Raw genomic sequence first — 22,006 nt, 5'->3', positions numbered from 1 at the left:
CCCTCCAGCTTGGAGCAAATCGGTGAATGAAGCGGCTGAATCAATCATGGCAAAAACCCATCATGTAGATGGCCTATTGAGTCAGTTGTAGCTCAATTGGTTCGCCTCGTATGACTCAGCACCATCATCTGCTCTGCGCAGCATGCAGACCTGCGACATAACCGAAGGTCATGGCCGGCCCGAGGTTGATCCCGCCTGACGGATACATGCCGCCCATGATGCTGGCCATATCGCTGCCCACTGCATACAGACCTGCAATAGCCACGCCTGCGCTGTTCAGCACCTGCGCGTTGCCGTTGGTTTTCAACCCGGCAAAGGTGCCGAAGCTGCCAGGGCGGACCTTGACCGCATAGAACGGGCCATGCTCGATCGGTGCCACGCACGGGTTGCCCTTTGTCACCAGCGGGTCACCCTGCTTGCGGTTATAGGCACTAAGCCCACGGCCAAACTCCGGGTCCTCACCCTTGCGGGCATGTTCATTGAAGCTGCGCACGGTTTCGAGCAAGCCTGCCGGGTCGATCCCGCAGGCTTTCGCCAGCCCCTCGAGGGTGGCGCAGCGTTGCAGATAGCCGCTGCGCACCGACGGCCCAACCGGCAGTGGGAACGGCCGCGAATGGCCAAGGCCGAAGCGGCGCTGGAAGCGATGATCGCAAATCAGCCAGGACGCAACCTCCTCACCTGCTGGCGCGGCAGCCACCATGGCTGCGGTGTAGTCGTAGTAACCGTCAGCCTCGTTGACGAAGCGCTTGCCGTTGGACAGCACGCCGATCAATCCGGGCTTGGCCCGGTCGATGATATGCGGGAAGTGGCCGCTGCTGCCGTCCGCATGGCGCACCAGCGACACCGGCGCCCAGGCTGCCGCTGAAGCAACGTCGAGTTCGAGCACGCCACCAACCGCCTCGCCCAGCGAAATACCATCGCCGCTGCACTGAACCGGCGGCAGGGCCAGGTGATCTTCAGGGACCGATGTGCGCGGGAACAGCGCTTGCCGGCGCTGCAGATCGTTGGGGAAGCCACCGGCAGCCAGCACCACCCCGCACCGCGCATGAATCTCGGTGGGCCCAGCAGGCGTCTCGACCAGCGCGCCGATCACTCTGCCCTGCTCCTGCAGCAAGCGCTGCGCCGGCGCCGACTCGATCAGCGTCACGCCCAGGTCTTCAGCTGACTTGGCCAGCCGGCCTACCAGTGCCACGCCATTGACCAAGTGCATGGCCCGGCCATGCACGGCCAGGTCGCGCAGGTGCCGGAGCATACGCTTGCTGACGTGCAGCAGTGACTTGAACGAGCGGGTCATGCTGAGGAATGCCGACAGGTCAGCACCGGCCATGATCGGCATGCCCATGAACGAGGTCTCGCGCATGGTCGTGCGCATGCGCTTGATCAGCGGACCCATAGCGCGCGCGTCATACGGGGCGGCGATCACCTGATGTCCCTGCGTCGCCGCGCCCGGCAAGTGCCCGTGAATATCCGGGATGCCATTGCCATCGGCCCATTGCAGCGCAGTGTTCTCTTCAAAAAACGCGACCATCTTCGGCGCATTGTCGAGAAACGCATCAACCCGCTCGGCGTTGTAGCGGTCGCCGAGCTGGTGTTTGAGGTAAGTGCGTGGTTGTTGCGGGTCCTCATGGATACCGGCGCGTTTGGCCAGCGGATTGCCTGGCACCCACAACCAGCCACCGGACCACGCCGTAGCGCCGCCAAAGGATGAGTGTTTCTCTACAACAATGACCTTCAGCCCCTGCGCCGCAGCAGTGACTGCCGCTGCCAGCCCGGAGGCTCCCGAACCAATCACCAGCAGGTCGCAGTCCAGACGTCGCATGCTCATGCCTGGCCCCCCGGAGTGAGGCTTAGAGCGGTCAGGCCTGGGCTCATCAAGGCTGGCGAGCCTGGTATCAACTGCCGGATCTCTGCCACCGCGGCGATCAGCGCCGGCGCGATCTGGTGCAGCCGTGCCTCGCCAAGGCGAAAGACCGGCCCGGCAACGCTGACCACGCCGATCACCTCGTGGGTGACCGGATGATGCAATGCCACTGCGATGGCCGACATCCAGTCGGCAAAGGTCTGTACAGCCAGCGCGTATCCTTGCTCGCGCGCGGCCTGAATATTGGTCAGCAGCGCTTCCACCGTCTGTGGTGCGTTCGGACCATAATTCTGCACTTGCCCCAGGCCCTGCCTGAGAATCAGGGCCAGGGCCTGCTTGTCGGTCATGCTCGCCAACCACGCATAGCCACTGGCTGAACAGGACAGCCTGGCCTCCATGCCCATATCCGGGTCATAGCGCAGCCCGGAACGTGCGCCTTGCGCACGGGCAACCCAGGTCAGGCGCTGCTCGTCCACCACCGACAGCCGCACCAGCTCGCCGACCTCGGCCGCAAGCCGGTTGAGCACCGGTTGCACAGCATCGATCGTGCCGTCGGCGGCCAGGTGAGTAAACGCCAGCGCCTGCAGTTTGGAGGTCAGCACATAAGTGCCGCGCTCGTGCTCCTGCCGGGCATAGCCGGTGTCGCACAAAGTGCTCAGCAGCCTGTGGGTGGCGCTGCGGGGGATCTGCAGTTGCTCGGAAATGTCCGTCAGCGAGCTGCCTTCGGCGCTGCTGGCGAGCAGTTCCAGCACCGCAAGTCCGCGATCGAAGAGGCCTGCGTAGGGTGATTCTGCGGTGCTTGCGACGTTGCTCATCAAGGTCTCCTGGTCCCGGGCTATATAAGTCAGCCCAAATGGATTTTCTATGACTGGAAAACTATTCCAGCAATGCAGGAGGGTCAATCAAAGGGCAGCGTTAAGCGGATTAATGAGGGCGATTATCGAACGAAAGCGCCGCCTGGGCGCGCTTTTCAGGTAGTCCTCAGGGAAGAATTTGATTACAACTGGAACTCGATTCTAACCGGCGCACACCAGACCAGCGCCGCTACACAATTAGAGAGCCAAGCATGAGCGACCAGATATTCTCCCTTGCTGCCCTGACCGTACTTGAGCTGTCCCCGCCCGATATGGTCGAGGTTGCAGCGCGCGCCGGCTATAGCCATGTGGGCCTGCGCCTGGAGCCTGCAACCCCTGAAGAGCGCCACTTCCCGCTGGTAGCCGATGCGCAGTTACGGCGCCAGACCCTTCAGCGCCTGCGCGACACCGGGACCAAGGTGCTGGATATCGAGATCCTGCGGCTCAAGCCAGACACCCAGGTGCAGGCGTTTCTGCCCGTGCTGGAGGCCGGCGCCGAATTTGAAGCAAGCGACCTGCTGATTGCCGGCAACGATCCGGACCCAGTGCGCACGGCCGACAATTTCGCCGTGCTTTGCGAGCTGGCCCTACCCTTCGGTATCCATGTCAATCTGGAGTTCATGCCCTGGACCGATGTGCGCAACCTGGCCGAGGCCTGGCACATCGTCGAGCAGGCTGGACGCAGCAACGGCGCGGTGTTGGTCGATGCCTTCCACTTCGATCGCTCAGGCTCGTCGCTGCAAGCACTCGCTGCCGCCAGCGCAACTGCGCCGCAGCGCCTGCGCTACGCCCAGCTGTGCGACGTGGTGGGCCCACGGCCTGCGGAGATGGCCGAGATCCTGCGCCAAGCTCGCCAGGAACGACGCTTCCCAGGGGATGGCGATTGTGACCTGCACGGTTTGCTCAGGGCACTGCCGAGCGGTATCCCGCTGAGCCTGGAGATCCCCACCCGGCAACTGATGGAGCAAGGCGTCAGTCCCTATGACCGCGCCAGACGGGCATTGGACAAGGCACGCGAGGTTCTCGCCAGCCTGCGCTGAAATTGACGCCAAGCCTGGGCTGCCGGCGGTCAACGCTTACTACGAGCGGTTGAGCACGCGGGAAGGTTTTCGCTCGCATGGGCGTAACGGCACACCGTGATCCTGCCCTGCACTCACTGCGCGGATGGTACCGCAGCCCGCGCGTGGTGCAGCAGGTTGGTCAGGTGCAGGCGCATGGCTGCACGCGCTACGTCGGCGTCCTTGCGGGCAATCGCAGCGTAGATCTGCTCACGTTCGCGCACTTGCAGCGTGCGCAACTCGCTCTCTACCGCCCGCGCTGGCGGCGCAGCACTCATCAAGGTGCTGCCGACATGGTTCATGGCATCGATGAAGAAGCTGTTGCCGGTGCACAGGGCGATCTGCAAGTCGAATTCAAAGTCGATACGGGTGCTCTGCGCACCTAGCTGCTGCAGGTCATTGGCTTCGTCCAGGGCGGCGCGAATCGTCGCCAACTGACGAGGACTCGCGCACTGGGCGGCGATCGCAGCAGCCTCCACTTCAAGGCTCAAGCGCAGTTCGATGATCGCTACGACATCGTAAGCACTGCCCTGCTGTGGCTTGCTCTCGTGAAACTGGGCAGGTCGCATACTGTCGACGACAAAAGTGCCGATGCCGCGGCGAGTTTCTACCAGGCCCTCGGCCTGCAACCGCGACATCGCTTCGCGGACCACCGTGCGGCTGACTTTACGCTGTTCGGTGAACGCCTGTTCGGTGGGCAGTTTGCTACCCGGCGGCAGCTCGCCGGCGAGGATCTGCCGGGAAAGGTCAAGTACCAGTTGCTGGGCCAGGCTCACGCGTCGGTCAGGGGCAGCAGGGGCCATTGCTTGGATCCATTGAAATCAGACGATGGCAGCATTATACCCGCTGCTTTGCCGTGGAAACCCTTTATAATGGCGATTGTTCACACACGAGCAGAACAATGCCGGATCAAACTTCAACCGCCCCGCAAAAGCCACGCCGCCTAGCCGAGTCGCTGGTCGAACGCTTCGCTCAGCGCATGCGCGACGGCACCCTCAAACGTGGCGACAAATTGCCCACCGAAGCCTCCATCATGGCCAGCGAAGGCGTCAGCCGTTCGGTGGTGCGCGAAGCCTTGTCGCGGATGCAGGCGGCCGGTCTGGTCGATACCCAGCACGGTGTCGGCACTTTTGTCCTCGACATGCCGGCGCCCGAAGGTTTCAACGTCGGGCCCGCCACCATCGTCTTGTTGACCGATGTGCTCGATCTGCTCGAGTTCCGCCTGAGCCTTGAAGTGCAAGCCGCCGGCATGGCTGCCGAACGCGCGTCGGCGCAAGCGCTGGAGGAGTTGCAGCAGGCGTTGCAGGCGTTGCTGCAGGGCCCGGAGAAGTCAGGCAGCACCACCAATGCCGATTTTCAGTTCCACCTGAAAATCGCCAAGGCGGCAGGCAACCATTACCTGATCGACATCATGAAACACCTGGGCACCAAGATGATCCCGCGCACCCGGATGAACTCCGCTTACACCGGGCAGAGCAACCGCAGCACCTACCTGGCCGGGATCAACGCCGAACATCAGCAGATCTTCGACGCGATTGCCAGCCGCCAGGTGGATGCCGCGCGCGCGGCGATGTTCCTGCACCTGAGCAACAGCCGCATGCGCCTGCGCGAGGCGCAGCAGGTTCAGGCGTTCTACAGCGAGTAAGCAGATATCGGCTCAGGGCTGCGCCGGCGCGGGCTCGACATCCTGAAACGCCAGCCCGTCGCTGTCTTTGACCTGCCACGGGTTGGTGCCGCCGGTTTCACTAAAGCGGATGGTGTCAAAACGTGAGTCCTTCAAACCATCGATTCTGGCCAGCGCGGGACCACTGAAGCGGACCCGTTCGAAGCTCAAGCTCTGGTGATAGGCACCATGCTGGCTGTCGCCCTTGACCTCGATTGCCGCCAGTTGCGCGTTTTCGACACTGACATCACTGACCCGCACATCCCGGAACTGCCCGGCGATGGTCGAGCGCTGGTAGTCGAGTTTGGCGTTTGGGTCGTGGTAATCAAGGGTGAAAATGAACGCCTGCTTGACCGTGTTGCGTATCGCCGAATCGCGGAAGGTGACATTGCGCGCGCCGCCGCCCATGAAGTTGGTGCTCTTCATGCGCAGCCCGGCGTCGGTGCCATCGGAGACATTGTCCTCGGCGAGGATGTTCTCGATCCAGGCGCCGGTGTGACTGCCGGCGACGACCATGCCATGGCCCTGGCGGAAGAAGTTGTTGAAGATCCAGGCATCCTGCTGGGCCTTCTGCTTGACTGCTTCGGCACCCGTGCCGGCCGCGAAGTTGACGCAGTCATCGCCGGTATCGAAGAAGTTGTTGAACACCATCGCCCCACGGCTGTTGGCGAACTCGATGCCGTCGCCGTTGTTGGCGTCGTAGGTCTTGTGCGTGGTGTTGGCCAGCACCACGTTCTCGGTTTCCAGGTTCATGATGCCGTGGTAAGCCGGGTTGAGCACGGTGAAGCCGCCATAAAAGACGTTTTTCACATCACGCAGGGTGATCAGCGACGAGCGCATCTGGCCGTAGGCGTCCTTGACGTTCATGCCTTCGGCCACGGCGCGCTCGACCTGAGCCTTGGCCAGCAGCCCGTCGAGCATATAGCGGGTATTGTCGCTGGCCAGATACACCGGTAACGGCTGGCCGCGCTCATCGATGGCGTCGGCCTTGCGCTTCCAGCCGTTGCCGTCGATGGTGCCCTTGCCGACGATACGGATGTTTTCAAAGGCCTGGTGCTGGCGCGGATCACGTGGCAAGGCATTGATCAACGAGGCCGGGCGCACCGTGGTCGAATACGGGTACTGGATGTAACCCTCACGCGGGTAGTCTTCGGCGCGCTCGGAGCCGAGCAAGGTCGCGCCTTCGGCGATCTCCAGGGTCATGTTGCTCTTCAGGTACAGGGCGCCGCTCTTGTAGGTGCCCTTGGGCAGCAGCACCTTGCAGCCGACCGTGCAAGCATCGATGGCGCGCTGGATAGCGGCGGTATCAAGGCTGCTGCCATCGCCTTTGGCACCGTGTTTCTTCACATCGAACAACGCCGGCACGGCGGTGGTACGTTGCACAACCACCGGGCTGTCGCCTGACTCCTTGCCGTCGCGCCCCACTGATCGCACGCTGAAGCGGTATTCGGTATCGGGTTTGAGACCGTTGGCGGTAAAGCTGTGGATGGCGATGCGGTGGTGGAAGTTGCGCGTGTCCTGCTGGTAGAAGCGGTCGATGTAGGGCTTGGCGGGCGACACCTGGTCGTTGTTGGCGTTGCTGCTGCCGAGCAACTGACCATTGGCGTAGACGTGGTAGTCGCTGATGTCGGCATGACCGGCGGGTTTTTCCCAGACCAGAATGATCTGCTGGTCGTCGTAGGCCAGAGTCGGCACCTGGACCTTGCTCGGCGCTTCCAGCGCCCATAGCGGCAGGCTGCAGCCCAGGCTCAGTGCGGCGAGGACCGCTTGCGCCAAGGGCTGTTTGCGGACAACGGCAATGCGTACGTACGGCATGTTTTTATCTTCCTTGTTTTTTCGTATTCAAGATTTTTGGGGCTGCTTCGCAGCCCTTCGCGGGTGAACCCGCTCCTACAGGGTTCACCGCAGTCCTTGTGGGAGCGGGTTCACCCGCGAAGGGCCGCAAGGCGGCCCCAGAGATTTCAGGCAACTGCAGGGCGAGCTGACTCAGCACTGAAATCGCGGCTGGCCTGCACCAGCATGCGGGTGTACTCATGGCTGGCGAGGTCCTGGCTCAGGGCCTGGCTGTCGAGGCGCTCGACGATGCGCCCTTGTTGCATCACCGCGACCTTGTCGCACAGGTGGCTGACCACACCGAGGTCGTGGGTGACCATCAGGTAGGTGAGTTTCTCGCGCTGGCGCAGGTCGGCCAGCAAGTTGAGAATCTCGGCCTGTACCGAGACGTCCAGCGCCGAGGTCGGCTCATCCAGCAACAGTACCCGCGGCTGCAGAATCAGCGCGCGGGCAATCGCCACGCGCTGGCGCTGGCCACCCGATAACTGATGCGGGTAGCGATAGCGAAAGCTGTCGTTGAGGCCGACCTTGAGCAGGATGTCGTTGATGCGATCATCACGCTCGCCGATGCCATGAATGGTCAGCGGTTCGCGCAGCGCGGTATCGATGGTGTGGCGCGGGTGCAGCGAACCGTACGGATCCTGGAACACCATCTGGACCTTGCGAAAGTGATCCTTGGGGATCTTCTGCTGCAAGGGCACACCGGCAATGCTCAGCGCCCCGCTCCAGTGCCGATACTGCCCGGCCAGGCAGCGCAGCACGGTGGTCTTGCCGGAGCCGGACTCGCCGACCAGGCCGAACGACTGGCCGTCCTCGACGGTCAGGTTGACGTCATGCAGCACCTGGTTGACGGCAGCGCCGACGCCAAAGCTGAGGTTCAATGCGTGTGCTTGGATCATGGACATGGGCAGTTACCTCAGCAGGTGAGCCAGAGCGGGTCGCGTTGCAGGACCGGCAAGCGCGGGCGACGGTTGTCCATGCTCGGCAAGGCTGCCAGCAGGCCACGGGTATAAGGGTGTTCGGCGTACTGCAGGTCACACGCGGCAAGTGACTCGACCACCCGCCCGGCGTACATCACCAGCACCCGATCGCAGTAGTTGCGCACCAGGTTGAGGTCGTGGCTGACGAAAATCAGGCCCATCTGCTGCTCGACCACCAGCTCTTCAAGCACGCTGAGCACCTGTTGGCGTACCGAGACGTCCAGCGCCGAGGTCGGCTCGTCGGCGATGATCACTTCCGGGTTGGTGATCACCATCATGGCGATCATGATGCGCTGGCCCATGCCGCCGCTGACTTCGTGCGGGTACAGGTTGTAGACGCGCTTGGGGTCACGGATATGGACTTTTTCGAGCATCAGCATGACCCGCTCACGGGCCTCGCTGCGGCTGGCCTTGTGGTGCGCCAGGTAGGCTTCGGCGATCTGCTCGCCGACCTTGACCACCGGATTGAGCGAGTATTTGGGGTCTTGCATGATCATCGAAATGCGCTGACCACGGATCTTCTGCATGGCCTTTTCACTGGCGCTGAGCAGGTCGACATCGCCGAACTGCAGGGCCTTGGCGGTGATCTGGGTGCTGCCTGGGTGCAGCTTGAGCAGGCTGCGGCCAACCGTGGACTTGCCCGAGCCGGACTCACCAACAATCGCCAGCTTCTCGCGGCCCAGGGTGAACGACACATCGCGCACCGCGTGCATTTCTTTCTTGCCATTGACGAAGCGCACATTGAGCGAATCGACATTGAGTTTGAGCGTCGACATAAAGCCTCCAGTTACTCGCTACGCGGGTCGAGAATGTCCCGCAGGCCATCGCCCAAAAGGTTGAACGCCAGGCTCACCAGCATGATCGCGGCGCCCGGTACGGCTACCAGCCACCAGCACTCGAGCATGTAGCGGCGCCCGGTCGAAATCATCGCGCCCCACTCCGGCAGCGGCGCCTGCGCGCCGAGGCCGAGAAAGCCCAGCGCTGCGGCGGTGAGGATGATCCCGGCCATGTTCATGGTCAGGCGGATGATCACCGACGACATGCACATCGGCACGATGTGCCGGAGGATGATCCGCGTCGATGACGCGCCCTGCAGCTCGACGGCAACAACAAAGTCAGCCTTGCGCAGCGACAGGGTTTCAGCCCGCGCCAGACGCGCGATTGGCGGCCACGACGTCAGGGCGATCGCCACCACCGCATGCTCCAGGCCAGGGCCGAGGGCCGCAATGAACGCCAGCGCCAGAACCAGGCTGGGGAACGAGATGAAGATGTCGGTGATGCGCATGAACACCGTATCGACGATGCCGCCGAAGTAACCGGAGACGGTGCCGATGAACAACCCGATCGGGCCGACGATGATGGTCACCAGGGCAATGATGTAGAGGGTGATCCGGGCGCCATAGACCAGCCGGCTGAAGATGTCGCGGCCGTACTCGTCAGTGCCGAACCAGTGCGCCGCACCCGGTGCCTGCAAGGCATTGGCAAGGTTTTGCACGACCGGGTCGTGGGTGGCGATCCACGGTGCGAACGCAGCCACTACGACCAGCAGCAGCGCGACCAGCAGACCAGCCAGGGTCATCGGGTTGCGCAGCAGGTGGCGCAGCACGCGCAGGCTGCTTTTGTAGAAGGCGTCAAGGCTGGACGCCGGGGTGTTGTCGGCCTGCCGTTTGGCAGCGGTTTCAGTGGTAGAGATGTTGGCTATCATCGGCATGCTCTCTCGGTGCAATCATGGCCCGGCAGGACACTCGCAGGCGTCCCGGCGGGGTTCAGCGTTGCTTGTAGACGCCCAGGTAACGGGTCGCCTCGGCGTCGTCGCCGGTGAAGCCCTTGACGTCGGCCGCACTGACCGCGGTGTCGGTCATCTGCGAGATCATCATGATCGGCCCGACCTGCTTGTCGTACAGGGTCTGCGCCTGGTGGTAGAGCTTGAGGCGCTGGTCGGCGTCGCGCTCGACCCCGGCTCGATCGATCAGCTCGTTGAGCTGCTGGTTGAAGAACGATGCGCGCCAGCCCTGGAAGTTAGGCAGGCCGGCGGCGTCACTGTTGTCGGGGTTGTAGACGAAGGTGCGCAGGCTGAAGTACGGGTGCGGGTAACGCTCGGCACCGCGTGCGACGATCATCTCGAAGTTGCGCGCGCGCATGGCGCCGTACACCTGGTTGCCGGTGCCGGTGACGATGGTGGCCTTGATCCCGCCCTCGGCCAGGGTCGCCTGCATACGTGCGGCAATGTCGATGAACGGCGGCTCGGACAAGGTCCGAATGGTCGTATTGAAGCCGTTCGGGTAGCCCGCTTCGGCGAGCAGCGCCTTGGCCTTGGCGACGTTCATGGTGTAGCCAGGGTCAGGCAGGCGGGCAGCCAGGCCCAGCTGCATCGGTTGCTGGTTGAGGGTGCCGTAGTGCGGCATGACCTGCTGGTCGATGCCCTGATAGTCGATCAGGTTGCGCACCGCTTCGCGCACTTGCTGTTTGGCGAACTCGGGCTGTTTCATGCTCATCGCCACGTAGTACATGGTGCCGCGCTGCAGCGCCTGGACCTGCAACGCATCCGAGCGCTCGATTGCCTTGATATCCGGCGCAGCCATGCCGTAGGCCAGGTCGAGGTCACCGCGCTCGAGCATCAGGCGCAGCGACTGCGATTCGGTCATGTGCCGCACCAGCACGCGCTTCATCTTCGCCGGCCCGGCCCAGTAACCGTCGAAGCGGGTCATCACCAGGCTGTCATTGGCGCTCCATTTGCTCAATGTGAACGGGCCGCTGCCAGCTTCGTTGGTGACCAGCCAGGCAGCACCGAGGTCGCCGTTTTTCTCGTGTCGCAGGGCCTGCTTGCGGTCTACGACGACCGCGCTGGGCGAAATCGCCAGCGAGTCGATCACCAGCAAAGGATCGGTCGGCTGCGGCAGATCGATCACCAGCGTGTGCGCGTCGGTGGCACGGATAGACGCCTGAATGTTGTCGAGGTTGTAGCCGTAGGCCTTCCAGGTGGTGGCCAGGCCGAAGTTGAGCTTCATCACCCGATACAGCGACCAGGCCACGTCTTCAGCGGTCAGCGGGTTACCGGAGTGGAACTTGACGTCGCTGCGCAGCTTGAAGGTGATCTGCTTGCCGTCTTCACTCACCGTCCAGCTTTCAGCCAGTTGCGGCACGTGCCGCTCGGGGTTGCCGTTGTCGCGCTTGACCAAGGTGTCGTAGAGGTTGGCGTTGATCCCGGAAGCGTCCAGGCCAGGCGCGTTGGCCGGGTCGATGGAGAACAGGTTGACCATGCTCATGCCGACGATCAACTGGTCGGCGGGGGTTTTCGCCTGGGCTGCCAGCATCGGGCTCAGCGCCAGGATCGCGCCGAACAGGCTGTTGCGCAGGGTCGGAAATACAATATTCATGGGGCATCCTTTTTATAGTTATGGGTTCGCGCTTGCCGCGCAGGCTTAGCGGGTCCTTGGATCGAACACCTTGTACAGCGCGTCGCTGATCAGGTTGAGGGCAACGAAGATCAAGCCGATCACCAGCACACAGCCCATCACCGCATTCATGTCGCCGAGCATCAGGCTGCTGGTCAGGTACTGGCCGAAGCCCGGCCAGGCGAACACCGTCTCGATCAGCACCGCGCCTTCGAGCAATGAGCCGTAGGCCAGTGCGACCACGGTCAGCAACTGCACGAGGATGTTGCGAAAGGCATGGCCCCAGACCACCTGACGGCGCGACAGGCCCTTGACCCGGGCGGTGATGATGTACTCCTGAGACAGCTGCTCGAGCATGAAGCTGCGAGTCATGCGGCTGATGTAGGCCACCGAGTTGAGGCCCAGGATCAGCGCCGGCAGGACGATATGCCGCAGCGCGCTGGTGAAGGCTTCCCAGTCGCGGGCCAGGGCGGTGTCGATCAGCAGCAGGCCGGTGACGTCCGGCACCATGCCGTCGTAGGCAAGATCGATCCGCCCTGCTCCGCCAGCCCAGCCGAGCCAGGCGTAGAACACCAGCAGGCCCATCATGCCGACCCAGAAGATCGGCGTGGAGTAACCGAACAGAGTGATTACCCGCGCCAGGTGATCGCCCATACGCCCCTGATTGCTGGCAGCGACAACGCCCAGCGGCAGGCCGATGAGGATGCCGAACAGGATCGCCAGGGTGGCCAACTCGATGGTCGCCGGGAATACCCGTTTGATGTCTTCCAGCACCGGGTGACCGGTCAGCAGGGCGTTGCCGAAATCACCGTGCAGGAGGTCGTTGAGGTACATGCCGAACTGGGTCCAGATCGGCTGATCCAGACCCATCGCCCGATAGACCTGGTCATAGGTGGAGCTGTCGGCGTCTGGACCGACCACGGCCAGCACCGGGTCCAGCGGCATTACCCGACCAATGAAGAAGGTCAGCGCCAGCAAACCGAGCAGGGTCACCAGCACCGTACTCGCCCGGCGGGCAGTACCGGACGCGCGCGCGCCCAGCACAGAGGCAGTCGAAACAAACATAACAGGCTCCTGAAAAAGCGTTTACCAATCACCGGCCGGCCTGGGCAGTGCGCCCCGGCTCGACTCAACGCGACTTGTAGACGTCCTTGTAACGGGTGGTGGCCGCGGTATGGCCCTGGTAATCCTGAACATCGTGGTAAAGCACCACGGTGTCGGTCATTTGCGACACGGGCAGGATCGCCCCCACCTGCTCGTCGAGGGTGGCCTGGATCTGCTGGTACTGGGCCTGTTGCCGGGCTTTGTCGGGTTCGACTTCGGCTTGCTCGATCAGGCTGTTCAACTCAGGGCTGTAGAACGACGTACGCCAGCCCTGGAAATTGCTCAGTTTGGCTTCGTCGCGGTTGTCCGGGTTGTACACCAGGGTGCGCAGGCTTGAATGCGGATGGCGCTCGGCCCCGCCGCCGCCACGCCCGACCAGGATGTCGAAGCTGCGCTCACGCATGGCGCCGTAGATCTGGTTACCGGTGCCGGTGACGATGGTTGCCTGGATGCCGGCCTGGGCCAGGGTCGCTTGCAGGCTGGAGGCAATGTTGATGAACGGCGGCTCGGTGAGGACACGAATGGTGGTCTTGAAGCCGTTCGGGTAACCGGCGTCAGCCAACAGCTGTTTCGCCTCGGCGACGTTCAAGGTGTAGCCCGGATCATCCAGCCGCGCCGGCAAGCCGAGCGGCAGCGGGCGCTGGTTGAGCTGGCCGTAGTGCGGCATGACCGTCTGGTTGATGCCCTGATAGTCGATCAGCGAGCGCACCGCCTTGCGTACACGGGCATCGTCGTAGGGTTTGTTCTTGACGCTCAGTGCCACGTAGTAAAGGGTGCCGCGCTGGACGGTCTGGGTGCGAACCTTGTCGGACTTTTCCAGTGCTTCGATATCCGGTGCTGACATGCCCTTGGCCAGGTCCAGATCACCGCGCTCGACCATCAGGCGCAGCGACTGCGATTCGGTCATGTTGCGCATGACGATGCGCTTGAGCTTGGCCGGGCCACCCCAGTAACCGTCGAAGCGGGTCATCAGGATCACATCGTTGGCGCGCCAGTCATTGAGAATGAACGGGCCGCTGCCGGCCGCATGAGTGGTCAGCCAGGCGCCGCCCATGTCATTGCCTTTCTGGTGCTGCTGGACCACTTTGCGGTCGAGGATGAAGGCGCTGGGCGAAGTGGCCAGGGTGTTGAGCACCAGCATCGGGTCGGTCGGGCGTGGCAGTTCGAGGACGAAGGTATGCTCGTCGCTGGCGCGCAGGTACTGCTCGGCGTTGCCGGCATTGAAACCATAGGCCTTCCAGGTCGACGCCAGGGCCAGGTTGAGCTTGAGCACGCGCTGCAGCGACCAGGCTACGTCTTCGGCGCTGAGGGCGTTGCCGGACTGGAATTTGACGTCCTTGCGCAGGTTGAAGGTAAGGGTCTTGCGGTCTGCGCTGACCTGCCAGCTTTCGGCCAGGGCCGGCAGCAGCTGGTCGGGTTGTTTGACATCCTGCACCAGCAGCATGTCGTACAGGTTGGCATTGACCTCGGAAACATCCAGCCCGGTCGCCGCAGCGGGGTCGAGCGAGAGCAGGTTGATCATGCTCATGCCGACGATCAACTGATCGGCCGGGGTCTTGGCGAATGCTGCAGGGACTGAGGTGAGTGCCAGCGACGCGGCAAACAGCCCTGCCCAGAATGTGGGGAGTACGTTCATGTGAGATAGCCTTTTTATAGTTATTGGACTCTCGGGCGGCACGCGATGGCGCGTGCCGCCATGCACGAATCAGAAGCTGTGCAGCGTATTGGTCTCGACGTAGTCGAAGTCGATCTCCTCGCCCAGGCCCGGCAGGTCGGACAAGTGCACGAAGCCGTCCTGGTCCATCGGGTCGACCAGGCGCTTGAGGTAGGCCGGGACGTCGTCGTACTCGAGGAACGGGTGCAGCAGGCCGCGCTCGTACCAGCTGCAGTTCTTGATGGCGCCGACCACCGCCAAGTTGGCCGCGCCGTTGCCGTGGATCTCGCAGTCCATGCCAAACGCTTCGGCCATGTGCGCAACCTTCAGGCACGGGGCGATCCCGCCGACACCGGCAACCCCGGCGCGGAGAATGTCACAGACATCGTTCTTGACCCAGCTGGCGCGGCTCAGGTGCTTGCCGCCCAGGCTTTCCGGGCCAAGGATAGGGATGTCCAGCTGCCCCGCCAGCCAGGCATAGGACTCGGCCGAGTCTTCCATCATTGGCTCTTCGAACCAGGCGAAGTCGAGCTTCTCCAGCGCGCGGCCAACGGTCAGCGCTTCGGTCCGGCTGTACCAGTGGTAGCCATCGATCATCAACGCGATGTCCGGGCCAACCGCCTCACGCACCGCCGCGCAGGCCTTGATATCCATGCTCACGCTCGGCGCGAACGACACCGGCGGCATCCAGGTGTGCAGCTTGATTGCCTTGTAGCCACGCTTGACCAGGGTTTCGGCGAAGCGGCCGTACTCTTCCGGGGTCGACAGCCCACCTTCGAGCTCATCGCCACACATGGTTGAACCGTACGCCGGAACCTTGTCGCGAAAGCCACCGATCAGCTTGTGCACCGGCAGGTTCAGCTTGCGCCCGGCCCAGTCCCACAGCGCCTGTTCAACCAGCGCCAGCGCGCGGTCGGTCAACTGGCTGGCACTGCCGCGCTGCCAGTGTGCCAGGTCGTGCCAGATCTTTTCGCGGTCGAAGGCGTTGGCGCCGACCAGCACTTTGCGCACGAAGCCATCCAGCACGTACGGGCGAATCAGTTCGGGCGCACCCAGTGCAAAACCCTCGTTGCCGCATTCGGTCTTGATCCGCAGCAAGGCCATTTTAGCCTGGGTGACATCGCCCGGATGGGCATGGCCGGCGCTGTCTACGGCGCGTCGGGTGGGGTAGGAAAATACCTGGACGTTTACTGCAGTGATGATCATGGACGTCTGAGCCTTCTTATTGGAATTGTGGCGGAAAGGTCACGCTCTGGGGATGATCCTACGTCATCATACAACAATTGAAAAGTACCCCTTCGAAACTTTATAAACCGCGCAAAACCTCCCTTCCCTATACGCCATTAGCAACCTGGCACCCCGCCACTAACCTCTACAAACCTTGATATAGACGGCCTAATCCATGTCATCAGACAACATTTCAATAAAAAATAGACAACCATAAAGTTGTACGATAACTTATTTGAAAAATTTGCCACGGAGGGCATCCCCCACCCCGCACTCATCCTCACTGCCCGACCTCATAACGACCTCAACAAAAACAAAAAAAGAAGATCGCATGAACACCACACTCCGCACGCTTATCGCTGTCAGCACGCTTGGCCTGTCGCTCTACGCCCACGCAGATTCGGCCAGCATCAACTACCGGCACGGCTTTACCGAAGACGACAGCATTCACTCCGACCGGATCAAGCTGAACTACCGGATGGACAGTGGCCTGGGTTTTGGCGCCGAGATCAAATACAAGACTGCCGGCGACCGCGAAGACGTCGCCTACGACAACATGGTCAACAACGGCCATGAATTCACCGTCGACTACAACCACAAGCTCAGTGCCAAATCGACGCTGACCCCGGCCTTCCAGATGGACAGCTCGAAAGACGCCACCACCTACAAGTTCGGCCTCAAGTACAGCTACAAGATCAGCGACACCTGGTACGTCGCCAGCCGCGTACGCCACGACGCGCGCAGCCTCGACCGTGATCAGATCGATCACAGCAAAGAGCACCGCGCCAAGGACAACCAGAACACCACGCGCCTGGAAGGCTGGCTCGGCTACACCCCCAAAGGGCCGTGGGCGTTCGAGTACCAGTACATCCACTTCAGTACCGATTACATCCGCTACGACAACAAGAAGAGCGACTACGAGCAGAACCTGATCATCAAGTACAAGCTCAACAAACAGTGGGCGCCATTCATGGAGATCGGCGACATCAAGGTCAATTCCTACACCGATGACCGCCAGGCGCGCTGGCGCCTGGGCATCCAGTACAACTTCATGTAAGGCCTCGCTGGCGGGCGGCCACAAGGCCTGCCCGCTGCTACCGAGCACCGCCGAACCTGCACCTACAACTACAGGCACCCGCCATGACTGCACCCTCCTCCACCTCGACCAAACCCTTCAACCGCCTACTGCTGACCGGCGCTGCCGGCGGCCTCGGGCAGATCCTGCGCGATGCCTTGCAGGCGCACGCGAATGTCGTGCGAGTATCCGATATCAGTGCGATGGCGCCCGCTGCCGGCGACCATGAAGAAGTGGTCAGCTGCAATCTGGCCGACAAAGCCGGCGTGCATGCGCTGGCCGATCAGGTGGATGCCATCGTCCACCTGGGCGGTATATCCACAGAGCGCAGGTTCGAAGATATTCTCGACGCGAACATTCGCGGCACCTTTCATATCTATGAAGCGGCGCGCCTGCACGGTATCAAACGGGTGGTGTTCGCCAGCTCCAATCACGTCACCGGGTTTTACCCGCAGGATGTCCAGCTCGATGCTCATTCGCCGCGCCGACCGGACTGCTACTACGGGCTGTCGAAAGCCTACGGCGAAGACCTGGCGACGTTTTATTTCCACCGCTACGGCATTCAGACCGTGAGTTTGCGCATAGGCTCGTCATTCCCGGAACCGCGTAACCTGCGCATGCTCTCGACCTGGCTGAGCTACGCCGACCTGGCCCACCTGGTCGAACGCGCGCTGCTCGCAGAGGACGTCGGCCACACCGTGGTGTATGGCGTGTCTGCCAACCGTGACCTGTGGTGGAACAACCGCTACGCCGCGCACCTGGGCTTTGCGCCGCAGGACAGCTCCGAGCAGTTTAGGGGCAAGCTGGAGCAACTGCCCCAAGCCGCGGCGGACGAGCGCAGTGCCCTGCTGCAAGGCGGCGCCTTTACCAGCGCTGGCCCATTCGATTGAGGCCGGTCAGGTCGCAGCGGATCAGCCATGCAACCCGGCAAGTACCTCGGCCCGCGTGGTGACTTGGCGAAAGTGGTGCTGCCACAGCTCGATGCCGAGTTTGCCGGAACGGTCCAGCGACGAGCCGATGGTGAGGTCGGTGACCAGCGTCGGCGACAGGCCGGCATCGAACAGGGCAAAGCCTGCGGCGAGCACGCAGGTTTCAGTTTGCAGACCACACACCAGCACACGCTCGACGTCCATCTGCTTGAGATAGTCGAGCATCGCTGCAGTGGGCCCGTAGCCGTGCTTGATAAACACCTGATCGACCTCCACCAGGCACTCATCCTGAGCCGCAGGGTGCCAGCCAAGCTGGCGCTCGAAGGGCGTCACCTGCTCGTCATGCAACTCGACCGAGGCAATGGTGGGGATGCGCGCAGAAAACGCCCGCACACCATCAACCAGCCATTCCGGCGGGCTGAACGTGGCCTGAACATCGACAACAAGCAAAACCTGACGCATAGGTTGTTCCGAATACCTGCAGAAGCCGGGCATTATATCGACGGATCGGCATGCCGGGTGTTTCCCGCCGGGATTGCCTCTGTTCTTTAGCTGCGGCGCCCGACAAAGCGCTGCAGCATGCGCTGCTCGCCCGCGCGTCAGGAGACCCGAATGCACCACCCCATAACCGCCCACGGCGCAGTCGCGCAGGGCCCGCACGCGCTCTATCGCAGGGTTACCTGGCGGCTTATCCCGTTTCTGTGCCTGTGCTACCTGGCGGCCTACCTGGACCGCATCAACGTCGGCTTCGCCAAGTTGCAGATGCTGACTGACCTGCAGTTCAGCAGCGCCGCGTATGGCCTGGGCGCGGGCTTGTTCTTCGTCGGCTATATCCTCTTCGAGGTACCCAGCAACCTGATCCTGCAACGGGTCGGCGCCAAGCTGTGGATCGCCCGCATCATGATCACCTGGGGCCTGCTGTCGGCCTGCACGCTGCTGGTAACCACCACCACTCAGTTCTACCTGGTGAGGTTTCTGCTCGGCGTGGCCGAAGCGGGCTTTCTGCCGGGCGTGCTGTTCTACCTGACCCAGTGGTACCCAAGCTACCGGCGCGGGCGGATCATTGCCCTGTTCATGATTGGCCTACCGCTGTCGAGCGTGATCGGCGGGCCGTTGTCTGGCTGGATCATGAGCAGCTTCGACCAGTTGCACGGCCTGCGCGGCTGGCAGTGGCTGTTCTTGCTGGAGGCGATCCCCAGTGTGCTGCTGGGCGTTGCGACCCTGTGGATTCTGCCCAACAGCTTCCAGCAGGCACGCTGGTTGTCTGATGACGACAAGGCGCAACTGGCTGCCGAACTCGCGGCAGACGATGCCGAAGACACAGGCAGCAAGCAGCGTTTTCGCGATGGCTTCTTCAACCTCAAGGTGTGGATGCTCGGCGGCATCGACTTTTCGATTTTGCTCAGCGCCTATGCCATGGGCTTCTGGATGCCGACCTTCATCCGCGACGCGGGGGTCAGCGATACCTTCCACATTGGCCTGCTCACGGCCATTCCGAGCCTGGCAGCGCTGATCGGCATGCTGCTGATCGGCGCCAGTTCCGACCGCTATCGCGAACGCCGCTGGCACATCATCGTGCCCTTCATTGTCGGCGCGATTGCCATGGCCAGCAGCACCTTGTTCAGCCATGACCTGCTGATGACGGTACTGCTGTTTGCCATCGCTTCAGCAGCGATCATCGGTGCAGTGCCGGTGTTCTTCAGCCTGCCGGCGACCTTTCTCAAGGGCACTGCGGCGGCCACTGCCTTCGCCCTCGCCTGCTCGCTGGCGAACATTGCCGGGCTGGTCAGCAACTCGCTGATGGGAGTGATGACCGACCTGACCGGCAACGCCCATGCCGCGCTGTGGGCATTTGCCGTCTGCCTGCTGCTCAGTTGCCTGCTGGTGATCGCTCTGCCGGCCAGGCTGGTCAACCGTTGATAGCCGCCGTAGCGGCGCGGCGTCATCCCATCGTCAGTTGGGTGGCAATGGCCGCGCAAAAGCCTAGCAGGCATATCAGCGCAACCGCATAGCAGATCGATAGCAAGAGATCGCAAGCATCTTGAGAAACAGCAGCACAACACACAGCGCATACACCTGCAGGGCGTCATTCATGCTGGACGCTCACTGCTAACGCCTCGGATGGCCAAATACAGCAGCGGCCCCAGCGAGACGAACACCGCGGTCAGCAGCAAGTAAGGCAGCAGAGAAATCCATGTTCCACGACGGCGACAGTTATCGCTGACCATCCAGCAGCAGCCCAGCCCTGCCATCAGATACAGGTCGATGACGACCTGAGCTGTATCAGGGCGCGCCATCAGTTCCAGGCCAAACGCGACGAGCGACTGCTCGGCATTCAGCAGAGTCCAGCCGGTATACGCCGCAAAAGGCACCAGCAAGGTCAGGGCAAGCAAACGCAGGGTCATCAGCCACTCCTAGGTAGGGTTCGCCGGCAGAGTAGTGATAGTGTTGCGCCCTCTCAATGACCTGACAGGTCATGGACACAGGGCACCAAGGACGGTCAGAGTCGACGTATGAACCAGCCAATTTTCCATCGCCAGCAACCGGCCCCGAGCGCCTCGGCCGGTCAGCAGGTCCGCCAGTTGCGTCAGCAGGCGCGCCTCAGCCAGCTCGAACTGGCGCTGCTGGCCGGGGTTTCGCAGCGTCACTTAAGCTGCGTCGAAACTGGCCGTGCCAAAGCCAGCCCGAGCACTCTGCATGCCCTGCTCTCGGCGCTGGCCGCACCGCTGGAGCAGTGCAACCAGGTGTTCGTCGCCGCCGGCTACGCCCCGCGCTACGCCACATCGCCGCTGGATGCGCCGGGGCTAAAGATGGTCCACGAAGCTATCGAACATATTCTGCACGCGAACAACCCGGCGCCGGCCATCGTCATCGCCAGCAACTGGGATGTCACCGCGGCCAATGCCAGTGCCGGCTTGCTGTTTGCCATGGCCGGCATCGCGCCCGAGGCGACTGCGCGGCTGAATTTGCTCGACACACTGCTGCGCCCCGGCGGGTTGGGTGATCGGCTAGCCAATGCCGACGAGATTCGCGCGGTCGCCTGGCAGCGTGCGTCGCGGGAGGCCGTGGCTAGTCCCGAGCTCGCGCAGTTACTACGCGAGCTGCCGGCTCCCGCTGCTCAACTGCACGCGCCCGCAGCCATGCCGGTGTTGCTGACGCGGGTGAATACAGCGGAGGGTGAGCTGAGGTTTCTGTCAACCTTCACCACCTTTGGCATGCCGCTGGACATCACCGTGGAGTCGATGCGGATCGAGCATCTGATTCCGGCAGATGCGCCGACCCGGCAGCGGATGACGGCGGCGTATGAGCACTGGCTCGCTGGTTAACGCGTCGAGCCGCCAGCAGCAGCGCTGAGCAGCAAGCCGCGAAGCTGCTGCATGGCCGGCGTTTCCTGACTGGCCTGGCGTGTAACCAACTCATACGGGTCACTCACCGATTGGATCGCCAGCGGCAGAATGCAGATGCGGTGATGCTGCAGACACTGCTGGGCCACATCGATAGACACCAGCGCGACGAATTCAGGCTGGTTCTGCAACAGCGACAAGGTCGCCAGAATCGACGTGGTTTCCACCAGGTGCAGCGGGAAGCGCAGGCCGGCATCGTGGAATTCACGTTCCAGTTGTACGCGCATGGGCATGTTCGCCCGGTAGACAATCCAGCGGTTCTCGGCCAGTTGCTCAAGGCTCAAGGTCGCGGCGTCCTTGAGCGGATGATCGACGCTGGCGATCACTGCGAGTGTCTCGTGCTGGACGAACTCACTGGCGAACAAATGCGGTGAGCTGCTGACAGAGGTTCGGCACACAGCCATGTCCAGGCGACCACTCTCAATCTGGCTGAGCAGAAACTGGCTGGTGCCCTCGACGATCTCGAAGGACATTTCCGGCTGGATCGCCGTGAGCTCTGATACCGCCTTCATCAGCAGCGGCACGGCGCCCATGATCGCACCCACCGCAAGCCTGCCGCCGACTCCACGCAAAATCGCATCGAGATCATGCCGCAGGTTGGACAGGTCGGCCTGGATCACCCGAGCGGATCTGATCGCACAGTGGCCGGCAGCGGTCGGCTCCAGGCCACGGTTGGTGCGTCTGAACAGCAGCGTACCAAAGGTCGTCTCGATCTCCTGCAACGCCTTGCTCGCACCGGGTTGAGTGAGCCCGACGCTGTCGGCCGCACCGAGCAGCGAGCGGTGCGCATCCAGCTCGATCAACAGGCGCAAATGCCTGGCGTGCAGCCGGGACATGATCGAGTTCAGCGATGGCGTCATTGGCTATGAGTCCTGGTTATAGCTGTATGGATTGTTCTCAGTACCACAGCCCGCAGGGGATTTCTATACTGGCCCCGCACGATGACGCACCCGGTGCGCCAGCAAGGCC

Annotated in this window: 20 protein-coding genes and 2 pseudogenes; 7 read left to right on the top strand and 15 right to left on the bottom strand. The window is 62.5% G+C overall.

Translation table 11 applies throughout. The features are described 5' to 3' along the window. Positions 1–124: 124 nt before the first annotated feature. Entirely contained in the window at positions 125–1,825 is a 1,701-nt protein-coding gene (locus CXQ80_RS09180) for an FAD-dependent oxidoreductase (protein WP_101318641.1), read from the bottom strand. After that, positions 1,822–2,676, bottom strand: a complete 855-nt coding sequence (locus CXQ80_RS09175; protein WP_101318639.1) for an IclR family transcriptional regulator — start codon at positions 2,674–2,676, stop codon at positions 1,822–1,824. Before CXQ80_RS09175 ends, CXQ80_RS09180 begins: the two co-directional genes overlap by 4 nt. A gap of 251 nt (positions 2,677–2,927) precedes the next feature. Between CXQ80_RS09175 and CXQ80_RS09170 the strand changes: the two genes are divergently transcribed. Together CXQ80_RS09170 and CXQ80_RS24965 are read left to right on the top strand one after the other, a co-directional pair. Continuing rightward, the gene (locus CXQ80_RS09170; RefSeq protein WP_101318638.1) at positions 2,928–3,755 is read left to right on the top strand and encodes a sugar phosphate isomerase/epimerase; all 828 of its coding nucleotides are present in this window, start codon (positions 2,928–2,930) and stop codon (positions 3,753–3,755) included. Positions 3,756–3,768: 13 nt separating this feature from the next. After that, a pseudogene (locus tag CXQ80_RS24965) lies at positions 3,769–3,855 on the top strand (glutathione S-transferase); the annotation flags it as partial. Between the two features lie 13 nt (positions 3,856–3,868). Here CXQ80_RS24965 and CXQ80_RS09160 read toward each other — a convergent pair. After that, a complete protein-coding gene (locus tag CXQ80_RS09160) occupies positions 3,869–4,576 on the bottom strand; it encodes a FadR/GntR family transcriptional regulator (protein ID WP_101318636.1) in 708 nt (235 codons plus the stop codon). A gap of 98 nt (positions 4,577–4,674) precedes the next feature. Between CXQ80_RS09160 and CXQ80_RS09155 the strand changes: the two genes are divergently transcribed. Then, entirely contained in the window at positions 4,675–5,418 is a 744-nt protein-coding gene (locus tag CXQ80_RS09155; RefSeq protein WP_101318634.1) for a FadR/GntR family transcriptional regulator, read from the top strand. A 12-nt stretch (positions 5,419–5,430) separates the two neighbouring features. Here the strand turns inward: CXQ80_RS09155 and CXQ80_RS09150 are convergent, their stop codons facing one another. The 8 genes from CXQ80_RS09150 to CXQ80_RS09115 all read right to left on the bottom strand — a co-directional run bounded on the left by CXQ80_RS09150 (position 5,431) and on the right by CXQ80_RS09115 (position 15,608). Then, positions 5,431–7,251, bottom strand: a complete 1,821-nt coding sequence (locus tag CXQ80_RS09150; RefSeq protein ID WP_101318632.1) for a glycosyl hydrolase family 28 protein — start codon at positions 7,249–7,251, stop codon at positions 5,431–5,433. A gap of 146 nt (positions 7,252–7,397) precedes the next feature. Beyond that, entirely contained in the window at positions 7,398–8,174 is a 777-nt protein-coding gene (locus CXQ80_RS09145; protein ID WP_101318630.1) for an ABC transporter ATP-binding protein, read from the bottom strand. A gap of 11 nt (positions 8,175–8,185) precedes the next feature. Then, positions 8,186–9,025: an ABC transporter ATP-binding protein gene (locus CXQ80_RS09140; RefSeq protein ID WP_101318628.1), complete on the bottom strand. Its 840-nt coding sequence runs from the start codon at positions 9,023–9,025 to the stop codon at positions 8,186–8,188. An 11-nt stretch (positions 9,026–9,036) separates the two neighbouring features. Continuing rightward, the gene (locus CXQ80_RS09135) at positions 9,037–9,954 is read right to left on the bottom strand and encodes an ABC transporter permease (protein WP_178080826.1); all 918 of its coding nucleotides are present in this window, start codon (positions 9,952–9,954) and stop codon (positions 9,037–9,039) included. A 61-nt stretch (positions 9,955–10,015) separates the two neighbouring features. Beyond that, on the bottom strand, positions 10,016–11,626 hold the full coding sequence (locus CXQ80_RS09130) for an ABC transporter substrate-binding protein (protein WP_101318626.1): 1,611 nt from the start codon (positions 11,624–11,626) through the stop codon (positions 10,016–10,018). 45 nt (positions 11,627–11,671) lie between these two features. Beyond that, on the bottom strand, positions 11,672–12,709 hold the full coding sequence (locus CXQ80_RS09125; protein WP_101318624.1) for an ABC transporter permease: 1,038 nt from the start codon (positions 12,707–12,709) through the stop codon (positions 11,672–11,674). 64 nt (positions 12,710–12,773) lie between these two features. Continuing rightward, complete coding sequence (locus CXQ80_RS09120; protein ID WP_101318622.1) at positions 12,774–14,384, bottom strand: ABC transporter substrate-binding protein; 1,611 nt, start codon at positions 14,382–14,384, stop codon at positions 12,774–12,776. A 69-nt stretch (positions 14,385–14,453) separates the two neighbouring features. Beyond that, positions 14,454–15,608: a mandelate racemase family protein gene (locus CXQ80_RS09115; RefSeq protein WP_101318620.1), complete on the bottom strand. Its 1,155-nt coding sequence runs from the start codon at positions 15,606–15,608 to the stop codon at positions 14,454–14,456. A gap of 352 nt (positions 15,609–15,960) precedes the next feature. Here CXQ80_RS09115 and CXQ80_RS09110 point away from each other — a divergent pair, with 352 nt between their 5' ends. After that, complete coding sequence (locus tag CXQ80_RS09110; protein WP_101318618.1) at positions 15,961–16,686, top strand: oligogalacturonate-specific porin KdgM family protein; 726 nt, start codon at positions 15,961–15,963, stop codon at positions 16,684–16,686. 83 nt (positions 16,687–16,769) lie between these two features. Next, positions 16,770–17,594 carry an NAD(P)-dependent oxidoreductase gene (locus CXQ80_RS09105; protein WP_101318616.1) on the top strand — a complete coding sequence of 275 codons (825 nt, stop codon included), beginning with the start codon at positions 16,770–16,772 and terminating at the stop codon, positions 17,592–17,594. 21 nt (positions 17,595–17,615) lie between these two features. On the opposite strand, the gene CXQ80_RS09100 is transcribed toward CXQ80_RS09105, so the two are convergent. Further along, positions 17,616–18,095, bottom strand: coding sequence for an isochorismatase family protein (locus CXQ80_RS09100; protein ID WP_371918899.1), 480 nt, complete (start codon positions 18,093–18,095; stop codon positions 17,616–17,618). 150 nt (positions 18,096–18,245) lie between these two features. Between CXQ80_RS09100 and CXQ80_RS09095 the strand changes: the two genes are divergently transcribed. Then, positions 18,246–19,553: an MFS transporter gene (locus tag CXQ80_RS09095; RefSeq protein WP_101318612.1), complete on the top strand. Its 1,308-nt coding sequence runs from the start codon at positions 18,246–18,248 to the stop codon at positions 19,551–19,553. A gap of 78 nt (positions 19,554–19,631) precedes the next feature. Here CXQ80_RS09095 and CXQ80_RS25285 read toward each other — a convergent pair. Further along, a pseudogene (locus tag CXQ80_RS25285) lies at positions 19,632–19,727 on the bottom strand (MAPEG family protein); the annotation flags it as partial. Beyond that, positions 19,724–20,038 carry a DUF2834 domain-containing protein gene (locus CXQ80_RS09090; protein ID WP_101318610.1) on the bottom strand — a complete coding sequence of 105 codons (315 nt, stop codon included), beginning with the start codon at positions 20,036–20,038 and terminating at the stop codon, positions 19,724–19,726. The gene CXQ80_RS09090 and the pseudogene CXQ80_RS25285, both read right to left, overlap by 4 nt. Positions 20,039–20,146: 108 nt before the next feature. Here CXQ80_RS09090 and CXQ80_RS09085 point away from each other — a divergent pair, with 108 nt between their 5' ends. Further along, on the top strand, positions 20,147–20,959 hold the full coding sequence (locus tag CXQ80_RS09085) for a helix-turn-helix domain-containing protein (protein WP_101318608.1): 813 nt from the start codon (positions 20,147–20,149) through the stop codon (positions 20,957–20,959). Here CXQ80_RS09085 and CXQ80_RS09080 read toward each other — a convergent pair. Next, positions 20,956–21,897, bottom strand: coding sequence for a LysR family transcriptional regulator (locus tag CXQ80_RS09080; RefSeq protein WP_101318606.1), 942 nt, complete (start codon positions 21,895–21,897; stop codon positions 20,956–20,958). The two genes, CXQ80_RS09085 and CXQ80_RS09080, sit on opposite strands and share 4 nt — an antisense overlap. Positions 21,898–22,006: the final 109 nt, after the last annotated feature.

Origin of the sequence: Pseudomonas sp. 02C 26, from assembly GCF_002843585.1 — a bacterium.
Taxonomy (GTDB): domain Bacteria; phylum Pseudomonadota; class Gammaproteobacteria; order Pseudomonadales; family Pseudomonadaceae; genus Aquipseudomonas; species Aquipseudomonas shirazensis.
Note: the sequence above shows the minus strand (reverse complement) of the source record. Positions and strands in the feature narration are given on the sequence as shown.

Coding starts and splice junctions, on each gene's coding strand:
- CXQ80_RS09120 (WP_101318622.1), bottom strand. CDS start 14,384: ATGAACGTACTCCCCACATTCTGGGCAGGGCTGTTTGCCGCGTCGCTG.
- CXQ80_RS09090 (WP_101318610.1), bottom strand. CDS start 20,038: ATGACCCTGCGTTTGCTTGCCCTGACCTTGCTGGTGCCTTTTGCGGCG.
- CXQ80_RS09155 (WP_101318634.1), top strand. CDS start 4,675: ATGCCGGATCAAACTTCAACCGCCCCGCAAAAGCCACGCCGCCTAGCC.
- CXQ80_RS09110 (WP_101318618.1), top strand. CDS start 15,961: ATGAACACCACACTCCGCACGCTTATCGCTGTCAGCACGCTTGGCCTG.
- CXQ80_RS09105 (WP_101318616.1), top strand. CDS start 16,770: ATGACTGCACCCTCCTCCACCTCGACCAAACCCTTCAACCGCCTACTG.
- CXQ80_RS09160 (WP_101318636.1), bottom strand. CDS start 4,576: ATGGCCCCTGCTGCCCCTGACCGACGCGTGAGCCTGGCCCAGCAACTG.
- CXQ80_RS09080 (WP_101318606.1), bottom strand. CDS start 21,897: ATGACGCCATCGCTGAACTCGATCATGTCCCGGCTGCACGCCAGGCAT.
- CXQ80_RS09085 (WP_101318608.1), top strand. CDS start 20,147: ATGAACCAGCCAATTTTCCATCGCCAGCAACCGGCCCCGAGCGCCTCG.
- CXQ80_RS09115 (WP_101318620.1), bottom strand. CDS start 15,608: ATGATCATCACTGCAGTAAACGTCCAGGTATTTTCCTACCCCACCCGA.
- CXQ80_RS09175 (WP_101318639.1), bottom strand. CDS start 2,676: ATGAGCAACGTCGCAAGCACCGCAGAATCACCCTACGCAGGCCTCTTC.
- CXQ80_RS09150 (WP_101318632.1), bottom strand. CDS start 7,251: ATGCCGTACGTACGCATTGCCGTTGTCCGCAAACAGCCCTTGGCGCAA.
- CXQ80_RS09095 (WP_101318612.1), top strand. CDS start 18,246: ATGCACCACCCCATAACCGCCCACGGCGCAGTCGCGCAGGGCCCGCAC.
- CXQ80_RS09170 (WP_101318638.1), top strand. CDS start 2,928: ATGAGCGACCAGATATTCTCCCTTGCTGCCCTGACCGTACTTGAGCTG.
- CXQ80_RS09125 (WP_101318624.1), bottom strand. CDS start 12,709: ATGTTTGTTTCGACTGCCTCTGTGCTGGGCGCGCGCGCGTCCGGTACT.
- CXQ80_RS09140 (WP_101318628.1), bottom strand. CDS start 9,025: ATGTCGACGCTCAAACTCAATGTCGATTCGCTCAATGTGCGCTTCGTC.
- CXQ80_RS09100 (WP_371918899.1), bottom strand. CDS start 18,095: ATGCGTCAGGTTTTGCTTGTTGTCGATGTTCAGGCCACGTTCAGCCCG.
- CXQ80_RS09135 (WP_178080826.1), bottom strand. CDS start 9,954: ATGATAGCCAACATCTCTACCACTGAAACCGCTGCCAAACGGCAGGCC.
- CXQ80_RS09180 (WP_101318641.1), bottom strand. CDS start 1,825: ATGAGCATGCGACGTCTGGACTGCGACCTGCTGGTGATTGGTTCGGGA.
- CXQ80_RS09130 (WP_101318626.1), bottom strand. CDS start 11,626: ATGAATATTGTATTTCCGACCCTGCGCAACAGCCTGTTCGGCGCGATC.
- CXQ80_RS09145 (WP_101318630.1), bottom strand. CDS start 8,174: ATGTCCATGATCCAAGCACACGCATTGAACCTCAGCTTTGGCGTCGGC.